This window comes from Massilia sp. HP4 (assembly GCF_005222695.1).
Taxonomy (GTDB): domain Bacteria; phylum Pseudomonadota; class Gammaproteobacteria; order Burkholderiales; family Burkholderiaceae_D; genus Telluria.
The window spans coordinates 1-21,266 of the sequence record NZ_STGG01000012.1; the positions used below are offsets into that span (position 1 = coordinate 1).

General features: G+C 66.0%; 17 protein-coding genes. 5 read left to right on the forward strand and 12 right to left on the reverse strand.

The annotated features are described in order from the left end of the window. The 5 genes from E8M83_RS05485 to E8M83_RS05505 form a co-directional block, all read right to left on the reverse strand. Window positions 1–687 (reverse strand): GTP-binding protein (locus E8M83_RS05485; RefSeq protein ID WP_137172369.1); only part of this gene is annotated, 687 nt, incomplete at its 3' end. Window positions 688–762: 75 nt separating this feature from the next. Continuing rightward, complete coding sequence (gene fusA, locus E8M83_RS05490) at window positions 763–2,868, reverse strand: elongation factor G (protein ID WP_137172370.1); 2,106 nt, start codon at window positions 2,866–2,868, stop codon at window positions 763–765. Between the two features lie 129 nt (window positions 2,869–2,997). Then, a complete protein-coding gene (rpsG, locus tag E8M83_RS05495; RefSeq protein WP_137172371.1) occupies window positions 2,998–3,468 on the reverse strand; it encodes a 30S ribosomal protein S7 in 471 nt (156 codons plus the stop codon). Between the two features lie 140 nt (window positions 3,469–3,608). Beyond that, complete coding sequence (rpsL, locus tag E8M83_RS05500; protein WP_005663517.1) at window positions 3,609–3,992, reverse strand: 30S ribosomal protein S12; 384 nt, start codon at window positions 3,990–3,992, stop codon at window positions 3,609–3,611. A gap of 342 nt (window positions 3,993–4,334) precedes the next feature. Continuing rightward, entirely contained in the window at window positions 4,335–5,075 is a 741-nt protein-coding gene (locus E8M83_RS05505; protein ID WP_137172372.1) for an SDR family oxidoreductase, read from the reverse strand. 99 nt (window positions 5,076–5,174) lie between these two features. Here E8M83_RS05505 and E8M83_RS05510 point away from each other — a divergent pair, with 99 nt between their 5' ends. Next, complete coding sequence (locus E8M83_RS05510) at window positions 5,175–6,080, forward strand: AraC family transcriptional regulator (RefSeq protein ID WP_137172373.1); 906 nt, start codon at window positions 5,175–5,177, stop codon at window positions 6,078–6,080. Here the strand turns inward: E8M83_RS05510 and E8M83_RS05515 are convergent. Continuing rightward, window positions 6,073–6,957: a LysR family transcriptional regulator gene (locus tag E8M83_RS05515; protein ID WP_137172374.1), complete on the reverse strand. Its 885-nt coding sequence runs from the start codon at window positions 6,955–6,957 to the stop codon at window positions 6,073–6,075. The genes E8M83_RS05510 and E8M83_RS05515 overlap by 8 nt on opposite strands. Window positions 6,958–7,061: 104 nt before the next feature. On the opposite strand from E8M83_RS05515, the gene metE reads away from it, so the two are divergent. Further along, window positions 7,062–9,353: a 5-methyltetrahydropteroyltriglutamate--homocysteine S-methyltransferase gene (metE, locus tag E8M83_RS05520; RefSeq protein ID WP_137172375.1), complete on the forward strand. Its 2,292-nt coding sequence runs from the start codon at window positions 7,062–7,064 to the stop codon at window positions 9,351–9,353. A gap of 7 nt (window positions 9,354–9,360) precedes the next feature. Here the strand turns inward: metE and E8M83_RS05525 are convergent, their stop codons facing one another. The 5 genes from E8M83_RS05525 to E8M83_RS05545 all read right to left on the reverse strand — a co-directional run bounded on the left by E8M83_RS05525 (window position 9,361) and on the right by E8M83_RS05545 (window position 13,061). After that, a complete protein-coding gene (locus tag E8M83_RS05525; RefSeq protein WP_137172376.1) occupies window positions 9,361–10,332 on the reverse strand; it encodes an alpha/beta hydrolase in 972 nt (323 codons plus the stop codon). Beyond that, a complete protein-coding gene (locus E8M83_RS05530) occupies window positions 10,329–10,559 on the reverse strand; it encodes a hypothetical protein (protein ID WP_137172377.1) in 231 nt (76 codons plus the stop codon). Before E8M83_RS05530 ends, E8M83_RS05525 begins: the two co-directional genes overlap by 4 nt. A gap of 21 nt (window positions 10,560–10,580) precedes the next feature. After that, window positions 10,581–11,072, reverse strand: coding sequence for a hypothetical protein (locus E8M83_RS05535; protein ID WP_137172378.1), 492 nt, complete (start codon window positions 11,070–11,072; stop codon window positions 10,581–10,583). Between the two features lie 79 nt (window positions 11,073–11,151). Continuing rightward, a complete protein-coding gene (locus E8M83_RS05540) occupies window positions 11,152–12,201 on the reverse strand; it encodes an AraC family transcriptional regulator (RefSeq protein ID WP_137172379.1) in 1,050 nt (349 codons plus the stop codon). After that, window positions 12,198–13,061 carry a GGDEF domain-containing protein gene (locus E8M83_RS05545; protein ID WP_137172380.1) on the reverse strand — a complete coding sequence of 288 codons (864 nt, stop codon included), beginning with the start codon at window positions 13,059–13,061 and terminating at the stop codon, window positions 12,198–12,200. The genes E8M83_RS05540 and E8M83_RS05545 overlap by 4 nt, the downstream gene beginning before the upstream one ends. Before the next feature lie 279 nt (window positions 13,062–13,340). Between E8M83_RS05545 and E8M83_RS05550 the strand changes: the two genes are divergently transcribed. Both E8M83_RS05550 and E8M83_RS05555 read left to right on the forward strand, forming a co-directional pair. Next, window positions 13,341–15,869: a TonB-dependent receptor gene (locus tag E8M83_RS05550; protein WP_137172381.1), complete on the forward strand. Its 2,529-nt coding sequence runs from the start codon at window positions 13,341–13,343 to the stop codon at window positions 15,867–15,869. Further along, on the forward strand, window positions 15,869–17,698 hold the full coding sequence (locus E8M83_RS05555; protein ID WP_137172382.1) for a phytase: 1,830 nt from the start codon (window positions 15,869–15,871) through the stop codon (window positions 17,696–17,698). The genes E8M83_RS05550 and E8M83_RS05555 overlap by 1 nt, the downstream gene beginning before the upstream one ends. Here E8M83_RS05555 and E8M83_RS05560 read toward each other — a convergent pair. Beyond that, window positions 17,695–19,242, reverse strand: coding sequence for a hypothetical protein (locus E8M83_RS05560; protein ID WP_229491426.1), 1,548 nt, complete (start codon window positions 19,240–19,242; stop codon window positions 17,695–17,697). The genes E8M83_RS05555 and E8M83_RS05560 overlap by 4 nt on opposite strands. 221 nt (window positions 19,243–19,463) lie before the next feature. Here E8M83_RS05560 and E8M83_RS05565 point away from each other — a divergent pair, with 221 nt between their 5' ends. Then, the gene (locus E8M83_RS05565; RefSeq protein WP_137172383.1) at window positions 19,464–21,242 is read left to right on the forward strand and encodes a YbhB/YbcL family Raf kinase inhibitor-like protein; all 1,779 of its coding nucleotides are present in this window, start codon (window positions 19,464–19,466) and stop codon (window positions 21,240–21,242) included. The last annotated feature ends 24 nt before the right edge of the window (window positions 21,243–21,266 follow it).

Genomic DNA, 21,266 nt, shown 5'->3' on the forward strand with positions numbered 1-21,266 from the left:
CACGGTGCCGCGACCCGAGATCGAGAACACGTCTTCGACTGGCATCAGGAAGGCGCCGTCAACAGCGCGCTCTGGCGTTGGGATGTAGGTGTCCAGGGCTTCAGCCAGGCGGGTGATGCACTCTTCGCCCATTTCGCCTGGTTTGCCTTCGAGGGCCATACGTGCCGAACCCTTGATGATTGGCACGTCGTCGCCTGGGAACTCGTATTTCGACAGGAGTTCGCGGACTTCCATTTCGACCAGTTCCAGCAGTTCTGCATCGTCGACCAGGTCGCACTTGTTCAGGAACACGATGATGTATGGAACGCCAACCTGACGCGCCAGCAGGATGTGCTCGCGGGTCTGTGGCATTGGGCCGTCGGCGGCCGAGCACACCAGGATCGCGCCGTCCATCTGCGCAGCACCGGTAATCATGTTCTTGATGTAGTCGGCGTGGCCTGGGCAGTCAACGTGCGCGTAGTGACGGTTTTCGGTCTCGTACTCGACGTGCGCGGTGTTGATGGTGATGCCGCGTGCTTTTTCTTCTGGAGCCGCATCGATCTGGTCGTAGGCCTTGGCTTCGCCGCCGAATTTCTTCGACAGGACGGTAGCGATTGCAGCCGTCAGGGTGGTTTTGCCGTGGTCAACGTGACCGATGGTGCCGACGTTGACGTGCGGCTTGGTCCGTTCGAATTTACCTTTTGCCATTTCCAAATTCCTTTAAGAGAAACGATATATTTTGTTGAACTGGAGGGACGGGACGTCCCATCCCTCCATTATCTATTACTTGGACTTCGCGGTAACGATGGCGTCAATCACGTGCTTCGGAGCTTCCGAATAGTGCTTGAATTCCATCGTGTAGGTCGCGCGGCCCTGGGTCGCCGAACGCAGCGAGGTCGAGTAACCGAACATTTCCGACAGTGGCACTTCGGCTTTGATGATCTTGCCGCCGCCGCCTGGGATTTCGTCCATGCCCTGGACCATGCCGCGACGCGACGACAGATCGCCCATCACGTTACCGGCGTAGTCTTCCGGCGTTTCGACTTCGACCGACATCATCGGCTCGAGGATGACCGGATTCGCTTTACGGCAGCCGTCCTTGAACGCCATCGAGCCCGCCATGCGGAACGCGTTTTCGTTCGAGTCGACGTCGTGGTACGAACCGAAGGTCAGGGTGACTTTGACGTCGACCACTGGGTAACCAGCCAGCACGCCGGTGGTCAGGGTTTCGCGCACACCCTTCTCGACTGCAGGGATGTATTCGCGAGGAACCACACCGCCCTTGATCGCGTCGATGAACTCGAAGCCCTTGCCTGGCTCTTGCGGTTCGATCGACAGGACTGCGTGGCCGTACTGACCACGACCGCCCGACTGCTTGACGAACTTGCCTTCGACATCGGTGACTGCCTTGCGGATGGTTTCGCGGTAGGCAACCTGTGGCTTGCCGACGGTTGCTTCCACGCCGAATTCACGCTTCATGCGGTCAACGATAATTTCCAGGTGCAGCTCGCCCATACCACCGATGATGGTCTGGCCCGATTCTTCGTCGGTACGCACGCGGAACGATGGATCTTCTTGTGCCAGGCGATTCAGCGCCAGGCCCATTTTTTCCTGGTCAGCCTTGGTCTTTGGCTCGACAGCCTGCTGGATGACCGGCTCAGGGAAGACCATTTTTTCCAGGGTGATGATCGCCGAAGGATCGCACAGGGTTTCGCCCGTGGTCGCTTCTTTCAGGCCGACCGCTGCGGCGATGTCGCCGGCACGGACTTCCTTGATCTCTTCGCGCTGGTTGGCGTGCATCTGCAGGATGCGGCCCAGGCGTTCTTTCTTGCCCTTGATCGGGTTGTAGACGGTATCGCCCGAATTGATCATGCCCGAGTAGACGCGGAAGAAGATCAGCTGGCCGACGAACGGGTCGGTCATGATCTTGAATGCCAGTGCCGCGAACTTCTCGCTGTCGTCAGCTTTACGGGTGACCGGCTGGTCGTCTTCATCGGTACCTGCCACTGGCGGGATGTCGACTGGCGATGGCAGGTATTCGATCACGGCGTCGAGCATGGCTTGCACGCCCTTGTTCTTGAACGCGGTACCGCACAACATCGGCACGATTTCCGATGCGATGGTGCGCTGGCGCAGGGCGGCCTTGATCTCTTCTTCCGACAGATCGCCTTCTTCCAGGTACTTGTTCATCAGGTCTTCGTTCGCTTCAGCAGCGGTCTCGACCAGCTTTTCACGCCATTCGTTCGCTTGCTCAACCAGGTGCTCCGGGATGTCAGCGTATTCGAATTTCATGCCTTGCGAAGCCTCGTCCCAGATGATTGCTTTCATCTTGACCAGATCGACCACGCCCTGGAAGCTGTCTTCCGCGCCGATTGGGATCACGACCGGGATTGGGTTCGCCTTCAGGCGTGCGCGCATCTGCTCGTACACTTTGAAGAAGTTCGCACCGGTACGGTCCATCTTGTTGACGAATGCCAGACGTGGGACTTTGTACTTGTTAGCTTGACGCCACACGGTTTCCGACTGTGGCTGCACGCCACCGACTGCACAGTAAACCATGCAAGCGCCGTCGAGCACGCGCATCGAACGCTCGACTTCAATGGTGAAGTCAACGTGGCCCGGGGTGTCGATGATGTTGATGTGGTGAGGCTGGAAGTTCTTGGCCATACCGCTCCAGAAGCAGGTCGTCGCTGCCGAGGTAATGGTAATGCCGCGCTCTTGCTCTTGCTCCATCCAGTCCATCGTCGCAGCGCCATCGTGCACTTCGCCGAGCTTGTGGTTGACGCCCGTGTAGAACAGGACGCGTTCGGTGGTGGTGGTTTTACCAGCATCGATGTGAGCCGAAATACCGATATTGCGGTAGCGCTCGATGGGGGTCTTGCGTGCCATAATTTTTCCTAAATCTTTGAATGGACAAAACCGAGCAACATCTTGACGATCAAAATGAGCTCGGCCTGAACAACAGATACTACAGGGGCCTTAGATTGGGGCAAAAAGCCCCAAGCCAAGTCCTGATGCTTAGAAGCGGAAGTGCGAGAACGCCTTGTTCGCTTCTGCCATGCGGTGGACTTCGTCACGACGCTTCATTGCGCCGCCGCGGCCTTCAGCCGCTTCCAGCAGTTCACCACCCAGACGTTGCGGCATGGATTTTTCGCTGCGCTTGTTTGCGGCTTCGCGCAACCAACGCATGGACAGCGCCATACGACGAACCGGACGAACTTCCACTGGCACCTGGTAGTTGGCGCCACCGACACGGCGGGACTTGACTTCCACCAGCGGCTTGGCGTTGTTGATCGCGGTCGTGAACACTTCCAGCGGGTCTTTGCCCGACTTGGATTGAATGTGTTCGAATGCACCGTAGATGATGTTTTCTGCAACCGACTTCTTGCCGGACAGCATCAGAACATTGACGAATTTGGCGACATCGGTGTTGCCGAATTTTGGATCCGGCAGGATCTCGCGCTTGGGTACTTCACGACGACGTGGCATTTCAATTCCTTCCTGTCTTCAGTTGAGTGCGGTGACCGCACTCGCGAAAGGCCCTCATGACCCTTCACTTACTCGGCCTTGCGGCCGGCTCAACTTATCTAATTAATGTGACGTGCCTGTGACATGCACGACCGAAGATATTACTTCTTCGCAGCCTTGGCACGCTTGGCGCCGTACTTCGAGCGCGCTTGCTTACGGTCTTTGACGCCCTGGGTATCCAGTGCACCGCGAACCATGTGGTAACGCACACCTGGCAAGTCTTTCACACGACCGCCGCGCAGCAGCACGACACTGTGTTCTTGCAGGTTGTGGCCTTCACCGCCGATGTACGAAATGACTTCGAAACCGTTGGTCAGACGCACTTTAGCGACTTTACGAAGTGCCGAGTTAGGCTTCTTCGGGGTGGTGGTGTACACACGGGTGCACACGCCACGTTTTTGCGGGCAGTTTTCCAGTGCCGGCGACTTGCTCTTCACAACCGCGGCTTCACGCGGCTTGCGAATCAGTTGATTGATGGTTGGCATCGTTCCTAATCCAACAAAATTGCTACTGAATTGACGACCCGGGACGGCGAACATGCTGGCCCGGGGACTAAACCTAGTCCCGTAAGAACTGACAGCGGAGGCGACGAAAGCCACTCAACGAAAGGAGCGGCTGCGAATGCGTATACGATGTGCAGAATAAAAACGAGAACTCGCGAATATACGCTGAATGTGACGACGGGTCAACCGATTTGCTGCCCCGCCAAGTCGTTCCCGGCCCTTTGGGCGGTAAACCGTGGCGAATGTGTCATGGTCGCGACAGGCCGGCTCTGCAGTAGGGGATTTGCTCCTGCATGGTCCCGGAATGGCGCGGCGCCGGCCGGCTCATGGCGCCATCATTGCCTCGGCGTCGGCGCCCGCCGGTATCCGCATCGGCGTCGCCGCATCGGTCACCGCACGCCAGACCGCCTGGGCGACATCCTGCGCGCGCGTGACGAGGCCTGGTTCGCGCGCGCCGCCAAAGACGGCGGCCAGCAGCGGCGCGTAGGCCTCGGGCATCCGGCCTGTCATGCGCTCGCGCGCGCCGGCGCCAAACTGCGTCTCCGGCGAGCGGCCCGGCAGCACCAGGCGCAGGCGGATGCCGAGCGGCGCAAGCTCGATCGCCAGCGATTCGGTGAACGCGTTCACGGCCGCCTTGCTGGCGGTATACACCGACAGCAGCGGCAAGGGCTCGATGGTGACGGCCGAGGTGACGTTGACGATCACCCCTGCTCCCCTGCCACGAAAGCCGGGAAGCGCTGCCTGTGTCACTGCGATCGTGCCGAGCGTATTGGTTGCCAATACGCTGTGCACCGTTTCCGTCGATACGCCTTCCAATGGATACATCACGCCGATGCCTGCATTGTTGACCAGCGCATCGATAGGTCCCGCGGCGTCGAACGCGGCGCGGATGCTGGCCCCGTCCGTCACATCCAGCGCCAGCACGCGCAGCCGGTCGGATGGCGGCAGGATGGTGGCATCGGGCGCGCGCATGGTGGCGATGACGTGCCAGTCGCGCTCAAGGAAATGACGGGCAATCTCGAGGCCGAAGCCGGACGAGCAGCCGGTGATCAGGACGGTTTTCATGATGGACTCCTGCGGTGGGTTGTGGTGCTGACACGATAGCCCGGCGCCGCAGGACGCGCTACAATCGGCAGTCCATATTCCTTTTGCGAGCGTCCAGAAATGACCGATCCACTAGCGGAAGTAGTCAGCCTCTTGCAGCCAGGCGTGCGATTGACGAAGGTGGTCGGCGGCGCCGGCCGCTGGCGCGTGCGGCGCGCCGAGACTGGCCATCCTTCGTATTGCATCGTCCTCGACGGGCGCTGCCGGCTCGCCGTGGACGGCAACCCCGAAGCGGTACTCGCGCCAGGTGACTTCGTGCTCATCCCCGCGGCCTGGAATTTCGCGATGACGAGCATGCAGGCGCCGGCACCGGGCGACCACGACATGCCGCCGGTAGCGCAGGGCCCGGGCGAGTTCCGGCTTGGCGAGCAGGATGGGCCGCCGGACGTGCGCTTCATCATCGGGCACTGCGAGTTTTCCTCGCCCGATGCGGACCTGCTGGTGTCGCTGCTGCCGCACTTCGTGCACGTGCGCGGCGAGCCACGCCTGGCCACGCTCGCGCAACTGGTCGGCGATGAATCGCGTGGACAGCGTCCGGCGCGCGAGGTCGTGATGGCGCGCCTGCTCGAGGTGCTGCTGATCGAAGCGCTGCGCTCGACGGCAGGCAGCGCGCCATCGCCCGGACTGGTGCGCGCCCTGGCCGACGCGCGCCTGGCGCAGGCGCTGCGCCGGATGCACGAGGCGCCGGCGCGCGCGTGGACCATGGCCGAACTGGCGCAAGAGGCCGCGCTGTCACGCTCGGCGTTCTTCGAGCGCTTCAGCCGCGCGGTCGGCAAGGCGCCGATGGAATACCTGCTGGCCTGGCGCATGGCGCTGGCGACCGGCCTGCTGCGGCGCGGCGCCTGCAGCATCGCCGAGGTGGCGCAGCGGGTCGGCTACAGTTCGGCCAGCACGTTCAGCGTCGCCTTCGCGCGCCACGTGGGCGTGCCGCCGGCCAGGTATGTGCGCGAGGGGGCCATTAGCTAGTGCCGCGCGCGATCTCGACGAAGGCTTCCAGGTAGGCGGTGCCGGCGTCGACCTCGCGCGTGCCCAGGAAGATCTGCTTGAACACGCCCTCGGTCCCGAGCCGCACCGGCGCCACCGCCATCCGGCCCGCGTATTCGTCCACCAGCCAGCGCGGCAGCGCCGCCACGCCGCGCCCGCTGGCCACCATCTGCAGCATGATGTCGGTGGTCTCGATCGTCTTGCGCTGGCGCGGCGCGCAGCCGGCCGGCAGGAAGAACTGGTTATAGATGTCGAGCCGCTCGATATCGACCGGATAGGTGATGAGCACGTCGTCCGACAGGTCGGCCGGCTCGGCATGCGGCTTACCCGCCAGCGGATGGTCGCGCGCCACCACCAGCACCTGCTCGTAGTCGAACACCGGCACGAAGCGCAAGCCGGGCTTGAACAGCGGGTCGGGCGTGACCAGCAGGTCGATCTCATAGCCATGCAAGGCCTTGAGGCCGCCGAACTGGAAGCGCTGCTTGACGTCGACGTCGACCTCGGGCCACGCCGCCAGGTAGGGATCCACCACTTTCAGCAGCCACTGGTAGCAGGGATGGCACTCCATGCCGATGCGCAGGGTGCCGCGCTCGCCGCGCGCGTATTCGTGCATCAGGCGCTCGGCATGCTCCAGTTGCGGCAGCAGCCGTTCGGACAGGGCCAGCAGGGACCGCCCGGCCTGGGTCAGGCGCAGCGCCCGTCCCTCGCGCGTCCATACCGGCGTGCCGAGCTGCTGCTCGAGCTTTTTCACCGTATGGCTCAGCGCCGACTGCGTCAGGCACAGCACGTCGGCGGCGGCGGTCAGCGAACCGCGGCGGTCGACCTCGCGGATGATGGACAGGTGGATGCGTTCGATCATGTCACATGAACAGAATTAATGGATGGATGAAATCATACCAATTTTATTCATGGATTGAGCGGCCTATGATGAACTCATCCATTATTGATCAGGCTGACACCATCATGACGACCACCCATACCCTCGGCTTTCCGCGCATCGGCGCGCGCCGTGAACTGAAATTCGCACTCGAACGCTTCTGGAAGGGCGACGCCACGGCCCAGGAGCTCGGCGCCCAGGCCGCAGGACTGCGCCAGCGTCACTGGCAGCAGCAATCGAAGCTCGACTTCGCGCCGGTCGGCGACTTCTCGCTGTACGACCAGGTGCTGGACATGAGCTTCACGCTCGGGAACGTGCCGCAGCGCGCGCACAGCCACCATGGCGATGCGCTCGATGCCTCGCTTCATTCTTATTTCCGGGTAGCGCGCGGCCGCAGCCAGGGCAACCACGACCACGCCTGCGGCGGCGTCCACGCCGGCGAGATGACTAAATGGTTCGACACCAACTACCACTACATCGTCCCCGAATTCAGCGCCGGCACCCGCTTTGCGCTCGACACCGCGCGCTTCGACGAACAACTGGCCCAGGCCCGCACCCTGGGCGTCAAGGCCAAGCCGGTCATCGTCGGCCCCCTCACCTACCTGTGGCTGGGCAAGGCCAAGGACGGCAGCGACCGGCTCGACCTGTTGCCCCGGCTGCTTCCGGTGTATGCCGAGCTGCTGGCCTGGTTCGTCACGCAGGGCATCGAATGGGTGCAGGTCGACGAGCCGGCGCTGGTCACCGAACTCGATGCACGCTGGCAGGCGGCCTATGCCAGCGCCTACGACACGCTCCAGCACAGCGGCGTAAAACTGCTGCTGGCGACCTATTTCGGCCGCCTGGAAGACAACCTGGCGCTGGCCTGCGCGCTGCCGGTCGACGGCCTGCACCTGGATGCGATCAATGCCCGCGCCGAGATCGCGCCGGTCATCGCGGCGCTGGGCCCGGACCAGGTGCTGTCGCTGGGCGTGATCGACGGCCGCAATATCTGGAAGACCGACCTGCACGCCACCTTGGAATGGCTCGAGCCGGTCCAGCGCCAGCTGGGCCAGCGCCTGTGGATCGCGCCATCGTGCTCGTTGCTGCATGTGCCGGTCGACCTGCAGAACGAGACCGCGCTCGACCCCGAGATCCGTTCCTGGCTGGCGTTCGCCGTGCAAAAGCTGGAAGAACTGCGCATCCTGGCCCAGGCGCTCGACCATGGCCGCTCGCAGGTGCAGCTCGAGCTGGTGGAAAATGCCGCCGCGATCGACCGCCGCCGCGCCTCGAAACGCGTGTCGAACCCAGAGGTCGCGCAGGCCCTGGCCGCGATCACCCCGCAGCTGGGCCAGCGCGCCAGCAGCCATGCCGAGCGAAGCGCCAAGCAGGCCGCCCTGCTTCGGCTGCCAAGCTACCCGACCACCACCATCGGTTCCTTCCCGCAGACGGCGGCGATCCGCCAGGCGCGCAATGCCCATAAAAAGGGCGACATCGATGCGGCCGCCTATGAAGAAGCGATGCGCGGAGAGATCGCGCGCTGCGTGCGCGAGCAGGAAGCGCTGGGGCTGGACGTCTTCGTGCACGGCGAGGCCGAGCGCAACGACATGGTCGAATACTTCGGCGAGCAGCTCGACGGCTATGCCTTCACTAAGGGCGGCTGGGTGCAATCCTATGGCTCGCGCTGCGTCAAGCCGCCGATCCTGTTCGGCGACGTGCGCCGCCCGCGGGCGATGACGGTCAAGTGGACGACGTACGCGCAGTCGCTGACCGACAAACCGATGAAGGGCATGCTGACCGGCCCGGTGACGATCCTGAACTGGTCCTTCGTGCGCGACGACCAGCCGCGCGCCGTGAGCTGCCGCCAGCTGGCCCTGGCCATCCGCGAAGAGGTGCTGGACCTGGAACGGGCCGGCGTGCGCGTGATCCAGATCGACGAGGCGGCGCTGCGCGAAGGCTTGCCGCTACGGCGCGCCGAATGGGCGGCCTACCTCGACTGGGCGGTCGAATCGTTCCGCATCGCCGCCAACGGTGTGCGCGACGAGACCCAGGTCCACACCCATATGTGCTATTCGGAGTTCAACGACATCATCGCGGCGATTGCCGCGATGGACGCCGACGTGATCACGATCGAGACTTCACGTTCGGATATGGAGCTGCTCGATGCCTTCGACGATTTTCAGTATCCGAACGAGATCGGTCCCGGCGTGTACGACATCCACTCGCCCAACATCCCGAGCCAGGACCACATCGTGGACCTGATGCGCAAGGCCGCCACCCGCATCCCGGCCGGGCGCCTGTGGATCAATCCCGACTGCGGCCTCAAGACCCGCAACTGGGACGAGGTGCTGCCGGCGCTGCGCAATATGGTGGCGGCGGCGCATACCCTGCGCGCCGCCTGATGGTGGCTTAGTCGGCGGCCGGCGCCGGCTTGTCCAGGAAGCTTGCCAAGGCCTTCACCAGCAATGGCGACACCGGCAGGAACGGATCGCTGTAGGCCGCGGCCTGCAGCACCGGATCGGCCCGCACATGCTTGAAGATGTGGTTCATGCCAGGAATGATCGCCAGGGTGGCGTCCGGCTTGGCGCGGTGCAGGCCGTTGGCCTGGGCGACCTCGACCTGAATATCGGTATTGCCCTGCACGATCAGCACCGGCATGGTCAGGGATGCGATGCGCTGCGACGGCACATACTTGAACCATGAGATCAGGTAGGGCTGGACGCTCGGGCGGTAGAAGGCCACCAGCGCCGGCGGCACCTGGTCGACGGTCGTACCGTTTTCCAGCGCCACCAGGATGCGTTCGTTCTCCTTGTCCAGCTCGGGCGGCAGCTTGCCGGCCAGTTGCTTGCGCAGGATGGCCGAAGCGCCATCGGCGGCGCCGGCGATCGAGACGAAGGCCGCGGCGCCGGCCTGCTGCGCCGCCAGCATGCCGATCAGCGCGCCCTCGCTATGGCCGATCACGGCCACCGAGGAAAATCGCGGGTCGGCCTTCAACTTGGCGATCCAGGCCGCCGCGTCATCCACATAGGTCTCGAAACGCAGCTCGGATTCCGTCGGCCCGGCAGGAAGGCTGGCGCCGACGCCGCGCTTGTCGTAGCGCACCGTGGCGATGCCCTCCTCGGCCAACGCGACAGCCAGCAGCCTGAGGCTGTCGTTGCGGCCCGGGATATGGGTGCTGTTGCCGTCGCGGTCAGTCGGGCCGGAACCGGCGATGATCAGGGCCACGCGCTGTTTGCCGTCCGTGGCGGCCGGCAATTGCAGGGTGCCGGCAACCTGGCCGGTCGGCGTGTCGAGGGTGATGCCCTGCTCGCTCACCTGGGCCGACGCCATGCCGGCGGCCAGGAACAACAGGGCGGCGGCGAAGATGGCAGGGGATCTCATGCGCGCTCCGCGGTGATGGTCTTGGGCGAGACGATCAGCACCGTCATCCAGCCCAGGAAGGAAAAGAGGCGCTGCAAGCCCACGAAACAGAAGAACCAGACGCCCCACTGCGCCGCGCTGTAGCGGAAAGGCGGGAGTCCCGCCGCATACAGCAACCCGATCGTCGACGCCATCGTGAGTATGCTCACGATCGACTGGAACCACCACTTCCTTTCAAGCTCGGACATGCCGCTCCCCTTCATTGTTGTTCACGCCGCGACAGCCAGGCCGCGCTGCGCCAGGCAGAAACCGTGGATCCGTTCCAGCGCCGCCTCGGCCCCGGCCTGGTCGAGACCCGCCCCGAAATGGTAGCGGTGGGTCGCGGTCTCGATCTCGATCCGGCCATGGCCGAAGCCGAGGGCTTCCCATTTTGCTTCGGGCGTCCAGGCTTCAGGCGCCGGCAGCAGCCGCACCGCGCGGATCTGGTCGAGCACAAACGCCAGCTCGATCGGCGGCAGCTCGCCGTCGCGGGCGATGTACAGCTCATCCCGGAACACGAAGTTGCGGTACAGCGCCCAGGCGGCCACGCTGACGATGGCCAGTGCGCAGGCGGTAAAGACGATGACGCCGGGAGACAGGTCGCGCCGCGCGCCGCTCGCCAGGCCGTAGGCCAGCAGGCAGACGAAGCAAAAGGACATGAGCGCGGCAAAGCCGCGCTTCTGGGTTGGACAGACGATGTGCAAGACCTGGCTGGCGCTCATTCCTTCTCTTCGAAAACGCTCTTGGTTGTGGAAGATACCACTTCTCGAAGGGGAAAATGTACGCAAATTCTCTCGTGCGCTACACCCCGCGCTCCAGCGCCGCGCCGAGCCAGCCCAGTTCACCGTCCAGCGCGGCCCGGATCGGCCCCGGCGTGAGGCCGGTCCAGCGCTTGAACGAGCGCCGGAAATTGGCCGCGTCATGAAAGCCCAGGTAGCGCGCGACCTCTTCGTTGTCGGCCCGCTCGACCTGGAACAGCCACAGCGCCACATGGGTGCGCACCCCGTCCAGCTCGCCCTGGAAATGGGTGTGATGGCGCAGCAGCTGGCGCTTGAAGGTCGCCGGGCTGACGCCGAAGTCGGCCGCCGTGCGCTCCAGCGTCGGCGCCATGCGCACATTGGCCAGCAGGTAGTCGTAGAGCGCGGCCAGCAGGCCCGGCGCGCGCGGGGCTTCCTGCTCGGCCGCCTGCTGCGCCACGCGCGCCGCCATCTCGCTGGCGCGCGGCCACGGCCGATCCAGCCAGTCTGACGGCAGCAGCATGGCGTCGAGCTGGCAGTTGAAGCGCAGCTCGGTGCCCAGGTGGACGTGGTGCTGTTCGACGTGGCGTGGCGCGCCGCGGTTGAAGCAGAAGCGCCACGGCAGGCGCTCACCGCCCAGCCAGCGGCACAGGGCGACCAGCGCCGTCATGTGCATCTCGACCAGGGCCGGACGGATGCCGGGAGCGCCATAGGCGTCGACCCAGTACAGCAGCGCCACCTCCCCCCAGCTCTCGAAGCGCGGCCGCAGCAGCGGCGTCAGGCGCGCATGGTGACGGCACAGGGTCTGCAGCAGCACGCGCAGGTTCGGGGCCTGCACCAGCGCGTGGCTGGCCGCGCCGTCGTGGCCGGGAAGCAGCAGCTGGCCCAGCATGAAGCTGGTGTCGGGACTGTCCAGGGTACGCAGGGTGTTCGCCAGCTGCTGCAGGTACTGCGCCGGCGCCACCAGGCCATCGGGGTTCAGGCCGGCCACCAGCCCCGTGTCGCGCAGCAGGTCGGCGTCGTCCGCATCGCGCGAGCGACCGTATTCCAGCGCCAGCGCGGGCTGCTGCCGCGCCGGGATCGAGGGTTCTCCGGCAGGTTGCCAGGCGATCACACGGCGTCCATCTGGCGGCACAGGTCGGCCAGCAGCGCATCCGGCGCCCCGCGTGCCGGCGCGCAGCCATGGCGCAGCGTGACCCGCACCCGGCCGTTCGGCGCATGGTGCCGCATCGACGACACCATGCGGCACAGGTGCTGGGCGGCGTCGCGCGCGTCGGCCTCTTGCAGGCCTGGCATCAACACCGCGAAGCGGTCGCCCGCATAGCGGCACAGCAGGTCTTCGTTGCGCAGGTTCAGCAGCAGCATGTGCGCCACCGCCTGCAGCACGCGGTCGCCTTCAGCCTGGCCATGCTCGCGATTGATGCGATGGAATTCGTCGATATCGAATAGCACCAGCGCGCTGGCGCCCTCGCCTCCCATGCGTTTGCTCTCCAGGCGCAGCTGCTCGCGCAGGTAGGCCGCGTCGGCCAGCTGGGTGATGCGGTCGAACGGGCGGTGATTGCGAAACAGGCGCTCGCGCTTGCGCATGTGGTCGGACAGGGTGGCCTGCTCCAGCCGCCAGTAATACATGCCGACGGTCAGGATCAGCATCCCGAGCGGCAGCAAGGATTCGAGCGCGTTGTCCCACAGCGCGGCCTTGTCGATGTCGACTACCTCGTCCAGGCAGTCGGCCCACGACCCGAGCATGATGCAGGCCAGGCCGCCGGCCAGCAGGCGCGTGACCAGGCCATCGGGGCGGCTGGACAGCACGATCAGGCACCACAGGGCCGCCAGCAGCGAGGTGCCGCCCTCGCTCGCGATGTCCACCCAGTCCCATTCTGCCATCGGGATGCCGGTCCCGGCGCCGACGAACAGGAAGGCGAAGGCGCCGAGCAGGGCGCCGATCAACAGGGCATGGCGGATGACGTTGGACATGGGGGCAGCGTTGGAGGTGGATCGCCGGAACATAGCGCAGCCAGATGACCGCAGGATGACAGGATGACAAAGCTGTCGCATCCCGGCACGGGGTCCGAACGGCTCACGGCAAACCATCTTCGACGCCTCCATCCGGCTGCGCCACGCGGCGCGCACCGTTGGGCGGCGAGTCATTTCAGCTCATCCTGGGCTCATGCGGGCTTCGCAGCGGACCGGCGTCACCAACTCGTCATATTGGGACACCAGAATCCGCCCCACTCCAACTACCTTCTTGCCCCCATGCGCTATCTCGCCCTCCCCGCCATCACCGCCAGCCTGCTGGCCGCTGCCGGCGTCCACGCCGCTCCGGCGCCGGCGCCGACTCCGGCCGTCGAATCCAGCGTGGTCGTCACCGGCCAGCGCGCCAGCCTGGCGCGCGCCATCGCTGCCCAGGAACAGGCCGACAATATCGTCAGCGTCGTCAGCAGCGACGACATCGGCCACCTGCCGGACAAGAACGCCGCCGAGGCGCTGGCGCGCGTGCCCGGCCTGTCGGTCCAGCGCGACCAGGGCGAGGGCCGCTACGTGGTGGTGCGCGGCCTGGATGCCGACTACAACAGCGTGACCATCAATGGCGCCCTGGTGCCATCGCCGGAAGCGACGCGCCGTGCAGTGGCGCTGGACGTGCTGCCGGCCGGCCTGGTGCGCTCGCTGGAAGTGACCAAGTCGGCCACGCCCGACCAGGACGCCAACTCGTTGGGCGGCACGGTCGAAGTCAAGACCCTGTCGGCCTTCGACCTGCCGGGCAAGCTGCTCAGCGTCGGCGTGGCCGCCAGCCACGACACCAACACCGACCAGAACAGCCCCAGCGCCAACCTGCTGTGGGCCCAGCGCTTCATGGACGGCAAGCTCGGCATCGCCGCCGGCCTGTCGGGCGAGAAGCGCAAGTTCGGCTCGGACAACGTGGAAACGGGCGGCGCCTGGGACGGCAAGCGCCTGGAAGGCTTCGAGATGCGCGACTACCTGCCCACGCGCGAACGCCGCGCCGGCGCCGTCAACCTCGAGTACCGCCCGGACGCCACCACCAGCTACGCCCTGCGCGGCTTCATGAGCCGCTTTTCGGACGAAGAATCGCGCGACCGCATGACGGTGGGCGATTTCGAGAACGACGACGAGAGCGTGGCCGAGGGCGAACTCGCCCCCGCCACCGTCGAGCGCCGCCTGCGCCAGCGCAAGTACACGCAAGAGATCCGCTCGCTCACCGGCTCGATGGACCGCCGCTTCGGCGACGCCTGGAAGATGCACCTCGAGGCCGCCACCAGCCGCGCCACCGACAAGACGCCGAACGCGATCAGCGATGCGCGCTTCACCAACGTCGAGAGCTTCCCCGACGTCGGCTTCACCAACACCCGCGCACCGCATTTGATCGCCCCCGCCGGCGTGGCCGACGCCGCCAACTACGAACTCGACTCGTTCGCGATCGAGCGTGCCTATGCGAAGGACAGCAGCCACCAGCTACGCCTCGACCTGCAACGCGAGTTCGATGCCGGCGACTGGAGCGGCGCGTTCAAGTTCGGCGCCAAGGCCACCCGCCGCGACAAGCGCACCGACACCGACGCCTGGGAGTTCGGCAGCGACGATCCCGAAGACGGCGACTACTGGGGCGCCGGTCCGACCTCGATGAGCGCCTTTGTCAATGGCACCCGCATCGATTACCCCTTCGGCAACCTGGGCTACACGCTCGACCCGAACCTGGTACGCGCCCGCCTGGCCGGCCTGGACCGCGACGGCGCCCGCGCGATCGTCGACTCGGCACTGGACGACTTCAAGCTGCAGGAAGACATCGACGCCGCCTATGTGCAGGCCAGCCTGCGCAGCGGCGCCTGGTCGCTGCTGGCGGGCGTGCGCGCCGAGCGCACCCGCTTCAAGGCCGATGGCTCGCAGGTGACGGACGAAGACGAGATCACGCCACGCGGCGCCGCGCGCTCGTACACCAACTGGCTGCCGGGCATGCACCTGCGTTATGACATCGACCAGCACACCAGCCTGCGCGCCGCATGGAGCAACTCGGTGGTGCGCGCCAACTTCGCCCAGCTGGCGCCGGGCGTGAGCCTGGACGGCGACGACGAAGCCACCATCGGCAACCCGGACCTGAATCCGCTGCGCTCGCACAACCTGGACCTGGGCATCGAGCGCACCCTCGGCGGCGACGGCGTGGTGTCGGCCTATGTCTTCACCAAGGATATCAAGGACTTTACTTACGCTACCGACCTGGCCGGCCGCGGAGAATGGGCCGACTACTCCAGCGCGATCTCGTACGCCAATGGCGAGAAAGCCCGGGTGCGCGGCATCGAGCTGGCCTGGCAGCAGCCGCTGCGCATGCTGCCGGCGCCGTTCAACGGCCTGCTGGTCGGTGTCAACGGCGCCATCACCCACTCGCGCGCCGGTATCGACAGCGCAGATGGCGACGGCGGGATCGGTGCACGCGAGATCCGCATGCCCGGCCAGTCGAACCGCATCGGCAACCTGATGGTCGGCTACGAGGCCGGTGGCTTCAGCGCGCGCCTGGCGATGAACTACAAGTCGCCCTACCTGCTGGAGCTGGGCGAGGACGTGCTCGACGCAACCCAGGACCGCTATGTCGACACCCAGAAGCAGCTGGACTTCTCGATGTCGTACAAGCTCGACAAACGCTGGCAGCTGACCTTCGATGCCAGCAACCTGAACAACGAAAAATACTACGTCTACATGGGCGACAAGTCCCGCAATTCGCAACACGAACAATACGGCCGCACCTTCAAGATCGGCCTGAAAGCGAGCATCTTCTAATGAAAAAAATCGTTTCCCTGGTTCTCCTCGCCACCCTGCACGCGGCCGCGGCCGCGGCTGCCGCCACCGCGCCGAACGTGCCAGCTTCGCTGGCCAAGACCGAGGCCCTGGCCGCGCTGCCGGGCGGCGCCTGGCTGGCGCTCGACAAGAATGCCTTGCGCCTGGTCGGCGCCGACGGCAGCGAACGCGCCCGCCTGGCCGTGCGCGCCGAACAGCTCGACCTGCGTCCCGTCGACGGAGGCGTGCTGGCCATCGTCATGGATTCCAACACCGAGCGCGTGCAGCCGGTGCAGGTCGACCTCGCGGCCGGCTCCCTGAAAGCCTTGCCGCCGATGCCGGAAGCCGGTTTCGGCCTGGAGGCGGCCTGCATGTACCGCGACGCCCAGGGCCTGGACCACGTGTTCATGGTCGGCCCCGATGGCCAGGCGCAGCAGTGGCTGCTGGGCACGGAGTACCGCCTGGTGCGCCGCCTGGCCCTGCCGACCGCGGTCACCCACTGCCGCGTCGACGATGCCCACGCCACCCTGTTCGTGGCCGAGGAAGGCATGGGCCTGTGGGCCTTCGGCGCGAATGCCGAAGGTCCGTCGGCGCGGGTGCCGGTGGCGCTGCGTGCACCCTACGGCAAGCTGGCCGGCGAGATCGAGGGACTGGCCGTGCTGCCGGGCGGCGTGGCGGCCCTGGACGAGAAAGGCGATTTGCTGACCTGGCGCCGCACCGGCGCCAATTGGACCGCGCTGCCGGCGCGCGCACTGGGCGGCAAGCAGCTGGTGGCGCTGGGCGGCGCTGCGCTGATGGTGAATACGAAAAAGGGCTGGCAGGCGCCGGCACTGGCATGGAAGGCCGACGCCCTGGCCCCGCGCGCGTTGCCGATCGTGCTGCCGCGCATGCAGACCGAACCCGTGGCCCAGCTGGGCGATGCGGCCGACGATCCGGCGATCTGGGTCAACCCGAAGGATGCGACCCAGTCGCGCATCCTCGGCACCAACAAGAAGCAAGGCATGCTGGTGTACGACCTGCAGGGCAAGGAAACCCAGTTCCTGCCGGCCGGCCGCCTGAACAATGTCGACGTGCGCCAGGGCCTGCGTTTCGGCGACGAGCGCTTCGACCTGGCCGTGGCCACCCAGCGCGACGAGAATGCGATGGTGCTGTTCACGATCGACGCCAAGGGCATGCTGACGGAAGCGGCGCGCCTGCCGACCGGCCTGGACGACATCTACGGCACCTGCACCTACCGCACCGCCGCGGGCGGCCTGGACGCTTTCGTCAATGACAAGGACGGTCGCTACGAACACTGGCAGATCGGCCGCAGCGGCGGCAAGTTCAGCGCCAGCCTGGCGCGCCAGTTCAAGGTCGCCACGCAACCCGAAGGCTGCGTGGCCGACGACCGCAGCGGCCTCTTGTTCGTGGGTGAAGAAGACAAGGCCCTGTGGGTCACCTCGGCCAGGGCCGATCAACCGGCCACCCTCAAGATGGTGATGCCGGTGGGCGAGTGGCTGCACGATGACATCGAAGGCATGGGCATCTACCACGGCGACAAGCACAGCTACCTGGTGGTGTCGAGCCAGGGCAACAGCAGCTATGTGGTGTTCGACGCGGCGCCGCCGTTCAAGGTACGCGGCGCGTTCCGGATCGGCATGGATCCGGTGGCCGGCATCGACGGCGCATCCGAAACCGATGGCCTGGAAGTGAGCTCGGCCAACTTCGGCGGCCCGTACGCACGCGGTATGCTGGTGGTGCACGACGGCTTCAAGCGCATGCCGGACGCTGCCCAGAACTACAAGGCGGTGGCGTGGGACGATATCGCCAAGGCCTTGAAGCTGGAGGACTAAGCGCGGTCGGGCTGTGCGAGGTGGCGGCTCAACCTGCGCGCCACCTCGGCGGCTCGCCCTTCGATGCGCTCGCCGAAACCCTGGGTCGCCAGCAGCGCAATCCCGTTCGGGTTGCGCAATACGCCTGGCGCCAGCACCGGCCTGCCGCTGGCGGTGTCGATGAAGAACGGCGCCAACCGTTCACTCAGCAGCGGCGCCAGCACCAGGTTATGCGACGACACCAGCACCAGGTCGCGTTCCGATAATTCCTCCAGCACCGCGCAGGCGGCCGATACCGACTCCAGGTGGTTGGTGCCGCGGAACACCTCATCGATGAGGCAGATGCCCGGCGGCTGGCCGGCGGCGTCCAGCAATTCGCGCGCGCGCCGCAGCTCGGCCATGTACAGGCTCTCGCCGCCCAGCAGCGAATCCTCGTTCTGCATGCTGGCGCGCACCGGCAGCGCCGGCAGGCAGGCCCGCGTGGCGTAGCAGAAGCCGAAGGCGCGCGCCGCGATCGCGTTCAGGCCGACCATGCGCAGGAAGGTGCTCTTGCCCGAAGCGTTCTGGCCCGAGACGAAAGCGCCCTTGCCAGCCAGCGTCACCGACAGCGCGACCGGCCTGTCCATCAGCGGGTGGATGCCTTCCTCCAGCACCAGCGTGCGCGCGTCGCCGCGCTCGGCCCAGCACCAGCGCCCGATCGACGCGAGCTGGCGCACCAGGGCCACATCGGCCTCGAGGTTCGCGCAGGCCAGGTAGCACTCGCGCAGCAAGGCACGCTCGGCGTGCACGATGCGCAGCGTCTTGAAGTAAAACGTCACATTGGCCGCTGCGAACCAGTCGGCGTATTGGATCGCGCCCGGGATCATGCGCAGGCTCAGCGAGCGCGCCAGGCGCAGATGCAGGCGTTCCGCCCTGGGGCGCGCCGCCACGAACGGTTCCAGCAGCTGCCCGCCCTGCCCGCCCAGCAGGCTGGTCGTGCGCAGCAGCGCGTGCAGCGCGCGGGTGGTGGCGCGCCATTCCTCAAGCGGGCGGTGCAGGCGCATCTGCAGCGCCATCAGGGGCGCCAGCGCCGCCAGGGTCAGCACCCAGCCCAGCGGCAGGGTCACCAGGGCAGCCAGCGACAGCAGCAGCGCGAGCGGCAGCAGCCATAGCCAGCGCGACCACCACGGGCTTGCCGGCGCCGTATCCTGGAACAGCATGCCAGCTATCTCGGCATCGGCATGGCGCAAGGTAGACAGGCTGGCGTCGATCGCATCCAGCCGCGCCGGGTCGTCCATCAGCGCCTGCAGGCGCACGCGTTGCGCGGTGCACGCCGCATCGTCGATGCCGGCGCGCAGGCGCTGGTGTAGCACCTGGCGCGCGAAGATGCTGGCCTGCGGCGCCAATTTCTCTTCGAACGATTCGAGCAGCAAATCGTTCCAGGTCTGGTCGTCGATGCCGGCGGCCCCATCGAGGCGGTACAGGCGAGCCACCTCGTCCGGGATGAAGAAATGGCGGGGCGGCGGGGGGGATGGGGCGAGCGCGAGGCTGCGCCACAGGTCTTGCAGGTGGTCGAACAACGACAAGGTCTGTCCATGTGAACCGGCGGCGCCGGGTGCAGGTCCCACATAGGGGCCGGATTGCCAACTTGCAAGATCGGAAACATTGGCGAGCTGAAATTACCCGTCGTGCATTCCCAACATCGAATCCGACAATGTACGTTTCCCAACATACCGCGCTCCAAATCGCTGGCACGATCGTTCTCGCAAGGCTCCCACCAATAACGACCAGGAAAGGCAGGCCCCCGATGAAACGCGCTTCGCTCGCAGCCGCGCTGTGCATGGTGTTCGGCTCCGCTATCGCCCAGCAGGGCGACGGCACCATGTTCTCCACCAAGATCAATGTCTGGAAACCCAACAAGGTGGAGGCCACGCCCGAGCGCATCGCCGCCCTGAAGGCGCCGCAGGGTTTCACGGTGAGCGCCTTCGCCACCGGTCTCAAGAACGCGCGCATCATCGCGGTGGCGCCCAACGGCGACGTCTACGTGAGCCGGCGCGACCAGGGCGACGTGCTGCTGCTGCGCGACGCCAACGGCGATGGCCGCGCCGACGGCGCCCCGATCACAGTGGCCAACCGTGCCGGCGCCCACGGCCTGGCGATCCGCGATAACAAGCTGTACCTGGTCACCGTCAAGGAGCTGTTCGTGGCCGACATCAAGCCGGACGGCCGCCTGGGCGAACTGACGATGCTGATCGGTGACCTTCCCGATTCGGGCCAGCACCCGAACCGCACCATGGCCTTCGGCCCCGACGGCATGCTGTACCTGAGCGTCGGCAGCACCTGTAACACCTGCAACGAGAGCAATGTGGAGAACGCGACCCTGCTGCGCGTGTCCCCCGACGGCAAGAGCCGCACCATCTACGCCAGCGGCCTGCGCAACCTGATCGGCTTCGGCTGGCATCCGACCACGGGCGAACTGTGGGGCTTCGACCATGGCATCGACTTCCTGGGCGACGACGTGCAGCCCGAAGAAATCAACAAGATCGAGCTGGGCAAGCAGTATGGCTGGCCGCATGTGTACGGGGCCGGCGAGATCTACCCGCAAAGCACGCCGCAGGGCGAGATCACCAAGGAACAGTGGAAGGCGCGTAGCACCCCGATGGTGCTCGGCTATACCGCCCACGCGGCGCCGATGCAGTGGGTATGGGGCGCCGGCAGCGCCTTCCCGGCCGAGTACCAGGGCGACGCCTTCGTCACCATGCGCGGCTCGTGGAACCGGGTGCCGGCATCGGGCTACGAGATCGTGCGCGTGCATTACGAGAATGGCCAGCCCAAATCCGTGGAACCCTTCGTCACCGGTTTCCTGACCGACGGCGGCAAGACCCATATCGCGCGCCCGGTCGGCCTGGCGCTGGCGAAGGACGGTTCGCTGCTGATGGCGGACGATGCCAACGGCGTGATCTACCGCATCGCCTACAGCGGCGGCAAGGCGGCAGCGGCCACGCCGCCGAAGGCGCCGGCCGGCCCCACCGAACAACAGGTCAACAAGGGCAACAAGGTCCCGCTGGCGAACAAGCGCCCCGAGACCGAGGCCATGGGCCAGTTGAGCGTCTCGTCGTCGAGCTTCGGCAACAACGCCATGATGGACGACCGCTACACCGAGTACGCGGACGGCGTCTCGCCCGCGTTGTCGTGGAAAGCCGTGGCCGGCGCCAAGTCGTACGCCGTCATCATGGAAGACCCGGACGCCAAGCCAGTCACGCCCTTCGTGCACTGGGTGATGTGGAACATCCCGGCCAATATCACCAGCGTACCTGAAGGCGTGCAGGAGCAGGCCCGCCTGTCCGACCCTGACGGCGTGCTGCAGGGCCGCACCACGCGCGGCGCGCCCGGCTACTACGGTCCCAAGCCACCGGTCGGCGAACCGGCGCACCGCTACCACTTCCAGGTCTATGCGCTCGACAAGATGCTCGACGTGCCGTTCGGCGCCGACCGCGACCAGGTGCTGGCGGCGATGAAGGGCCATGTGCTGGCCAAGGGCGAGATCGTCGGCAAGTACGGGCAGAAGCAGCAGCCGCAGAAGTAAATCGCTCGCGGACGGCCCTGTCCG

What these genes read in the sequence shown, in the direction of transcription:
- fusA (WP_137172370.1), bottom strand. Translation starts at nt 2,868, where the DNA reads ATGGCACGCAAGACCCCCATCGAGCGCTACCGCAATATCGGTATTTCG.
- rpsG (WP_137172371.1), bottom strand. Translation starts at nt 3,468, where the DNA reads ATGCCACGTCGTCGTGAAGTACCCAAGCGCGAGATCCTGCCGGATCCA.
- rpsL (WP_005663517.1), bottom strand. Translation starts at nt 3,992, where the DNA reads ATGCCAACCATCAATCAACTGATTCGCAAGCCGCGTGAAGCCGCGGTT.
- E8M83_RS05505 (WP_137172372.1), bottom strand. Translation starts at nt 5,075, where the DNA reads ATGAAAACCGTCCTGATCACCGGCTGCTCGTCCGGCTTCGGCCTCGAG.
- E8M83_RS05510 (WP_137172373.1), top strand. Translation starts at nt 5,175, where the DNA reads ATGACCGATCCACTAGCGGAAGTAGTCAGCCTCTTGCAGCCAGGCGTG.
- E8M83_RS05515 (WP_137172374.1), bottom strand. Translation starts at nt 6,957, where the DNA reads ATGATCGAACGCATCCACCTGTCCATCATCCGCGAGGTCGACCGCCGC.
- metE (WP_137172375.1), top strand. Translation starts at nt 7,062, where the DNA reads ATGACGACCACCCATACCCTCGGCTTTCCGCGCATCGGCGCGCGCCGT.
- E8M83_RS05525 (WP_137172376.1), bottom strand. Translation starts at nt 10,332, where the DNA reads ATGAGATCCCCTGCCATCTTCGCCGCCGCCCTGTTGTTCCTGGCCGCC.
- E8M83_RS05530 (WP_137172377.1), bottom strand. Translation starts at nt 10,559, where the DNA reads ATGTCCGAGCTTGAAAGGAAGTGGTGGTTCCAGTCGATCGTGAGCATA.
- E8M83_RS05535 (WP_137172378.1), bottom strand. Translation starts at nt 11,072, where the DNA reads ATGAGCGCCAGCCAGGTCTTGCACATCGTCTGTCCAACCCAGAAGCGC.
- E8M83_RS05545 (WP_137172380.1), bottom strand. Translation starts at nt 13,061, where the DNA reads ATGTCCAACGTCATCCGCCATGCCCTGTTGATCGGCGCCCTGCTCGGC.
- E8M83_RS05550 (WP_137172381.1), top strand. Translation starts at nt 13,341, where the DNA reads ATGCGCTATCTCGCCCTCCCCGCCATCACCGCCAGCCTGCTGGCCGCT.
- E8M83_RS05555 (WP_137172382.1), top strand. Translation starts at nt 15,869, where the DNA reads ATGAAAAAAATCGTTTCCCTGGTTCTCCTCGCCACCCTGCACGCGGCC.
- E8M83_RS05565 (WP_137172383.1), top strand. Translation starts at nt 19,464, where the DNA reads ATGAAACGCGCTTCGCTCGCAGCCGCGCTGTGCATGGTGTTCGGCTCC.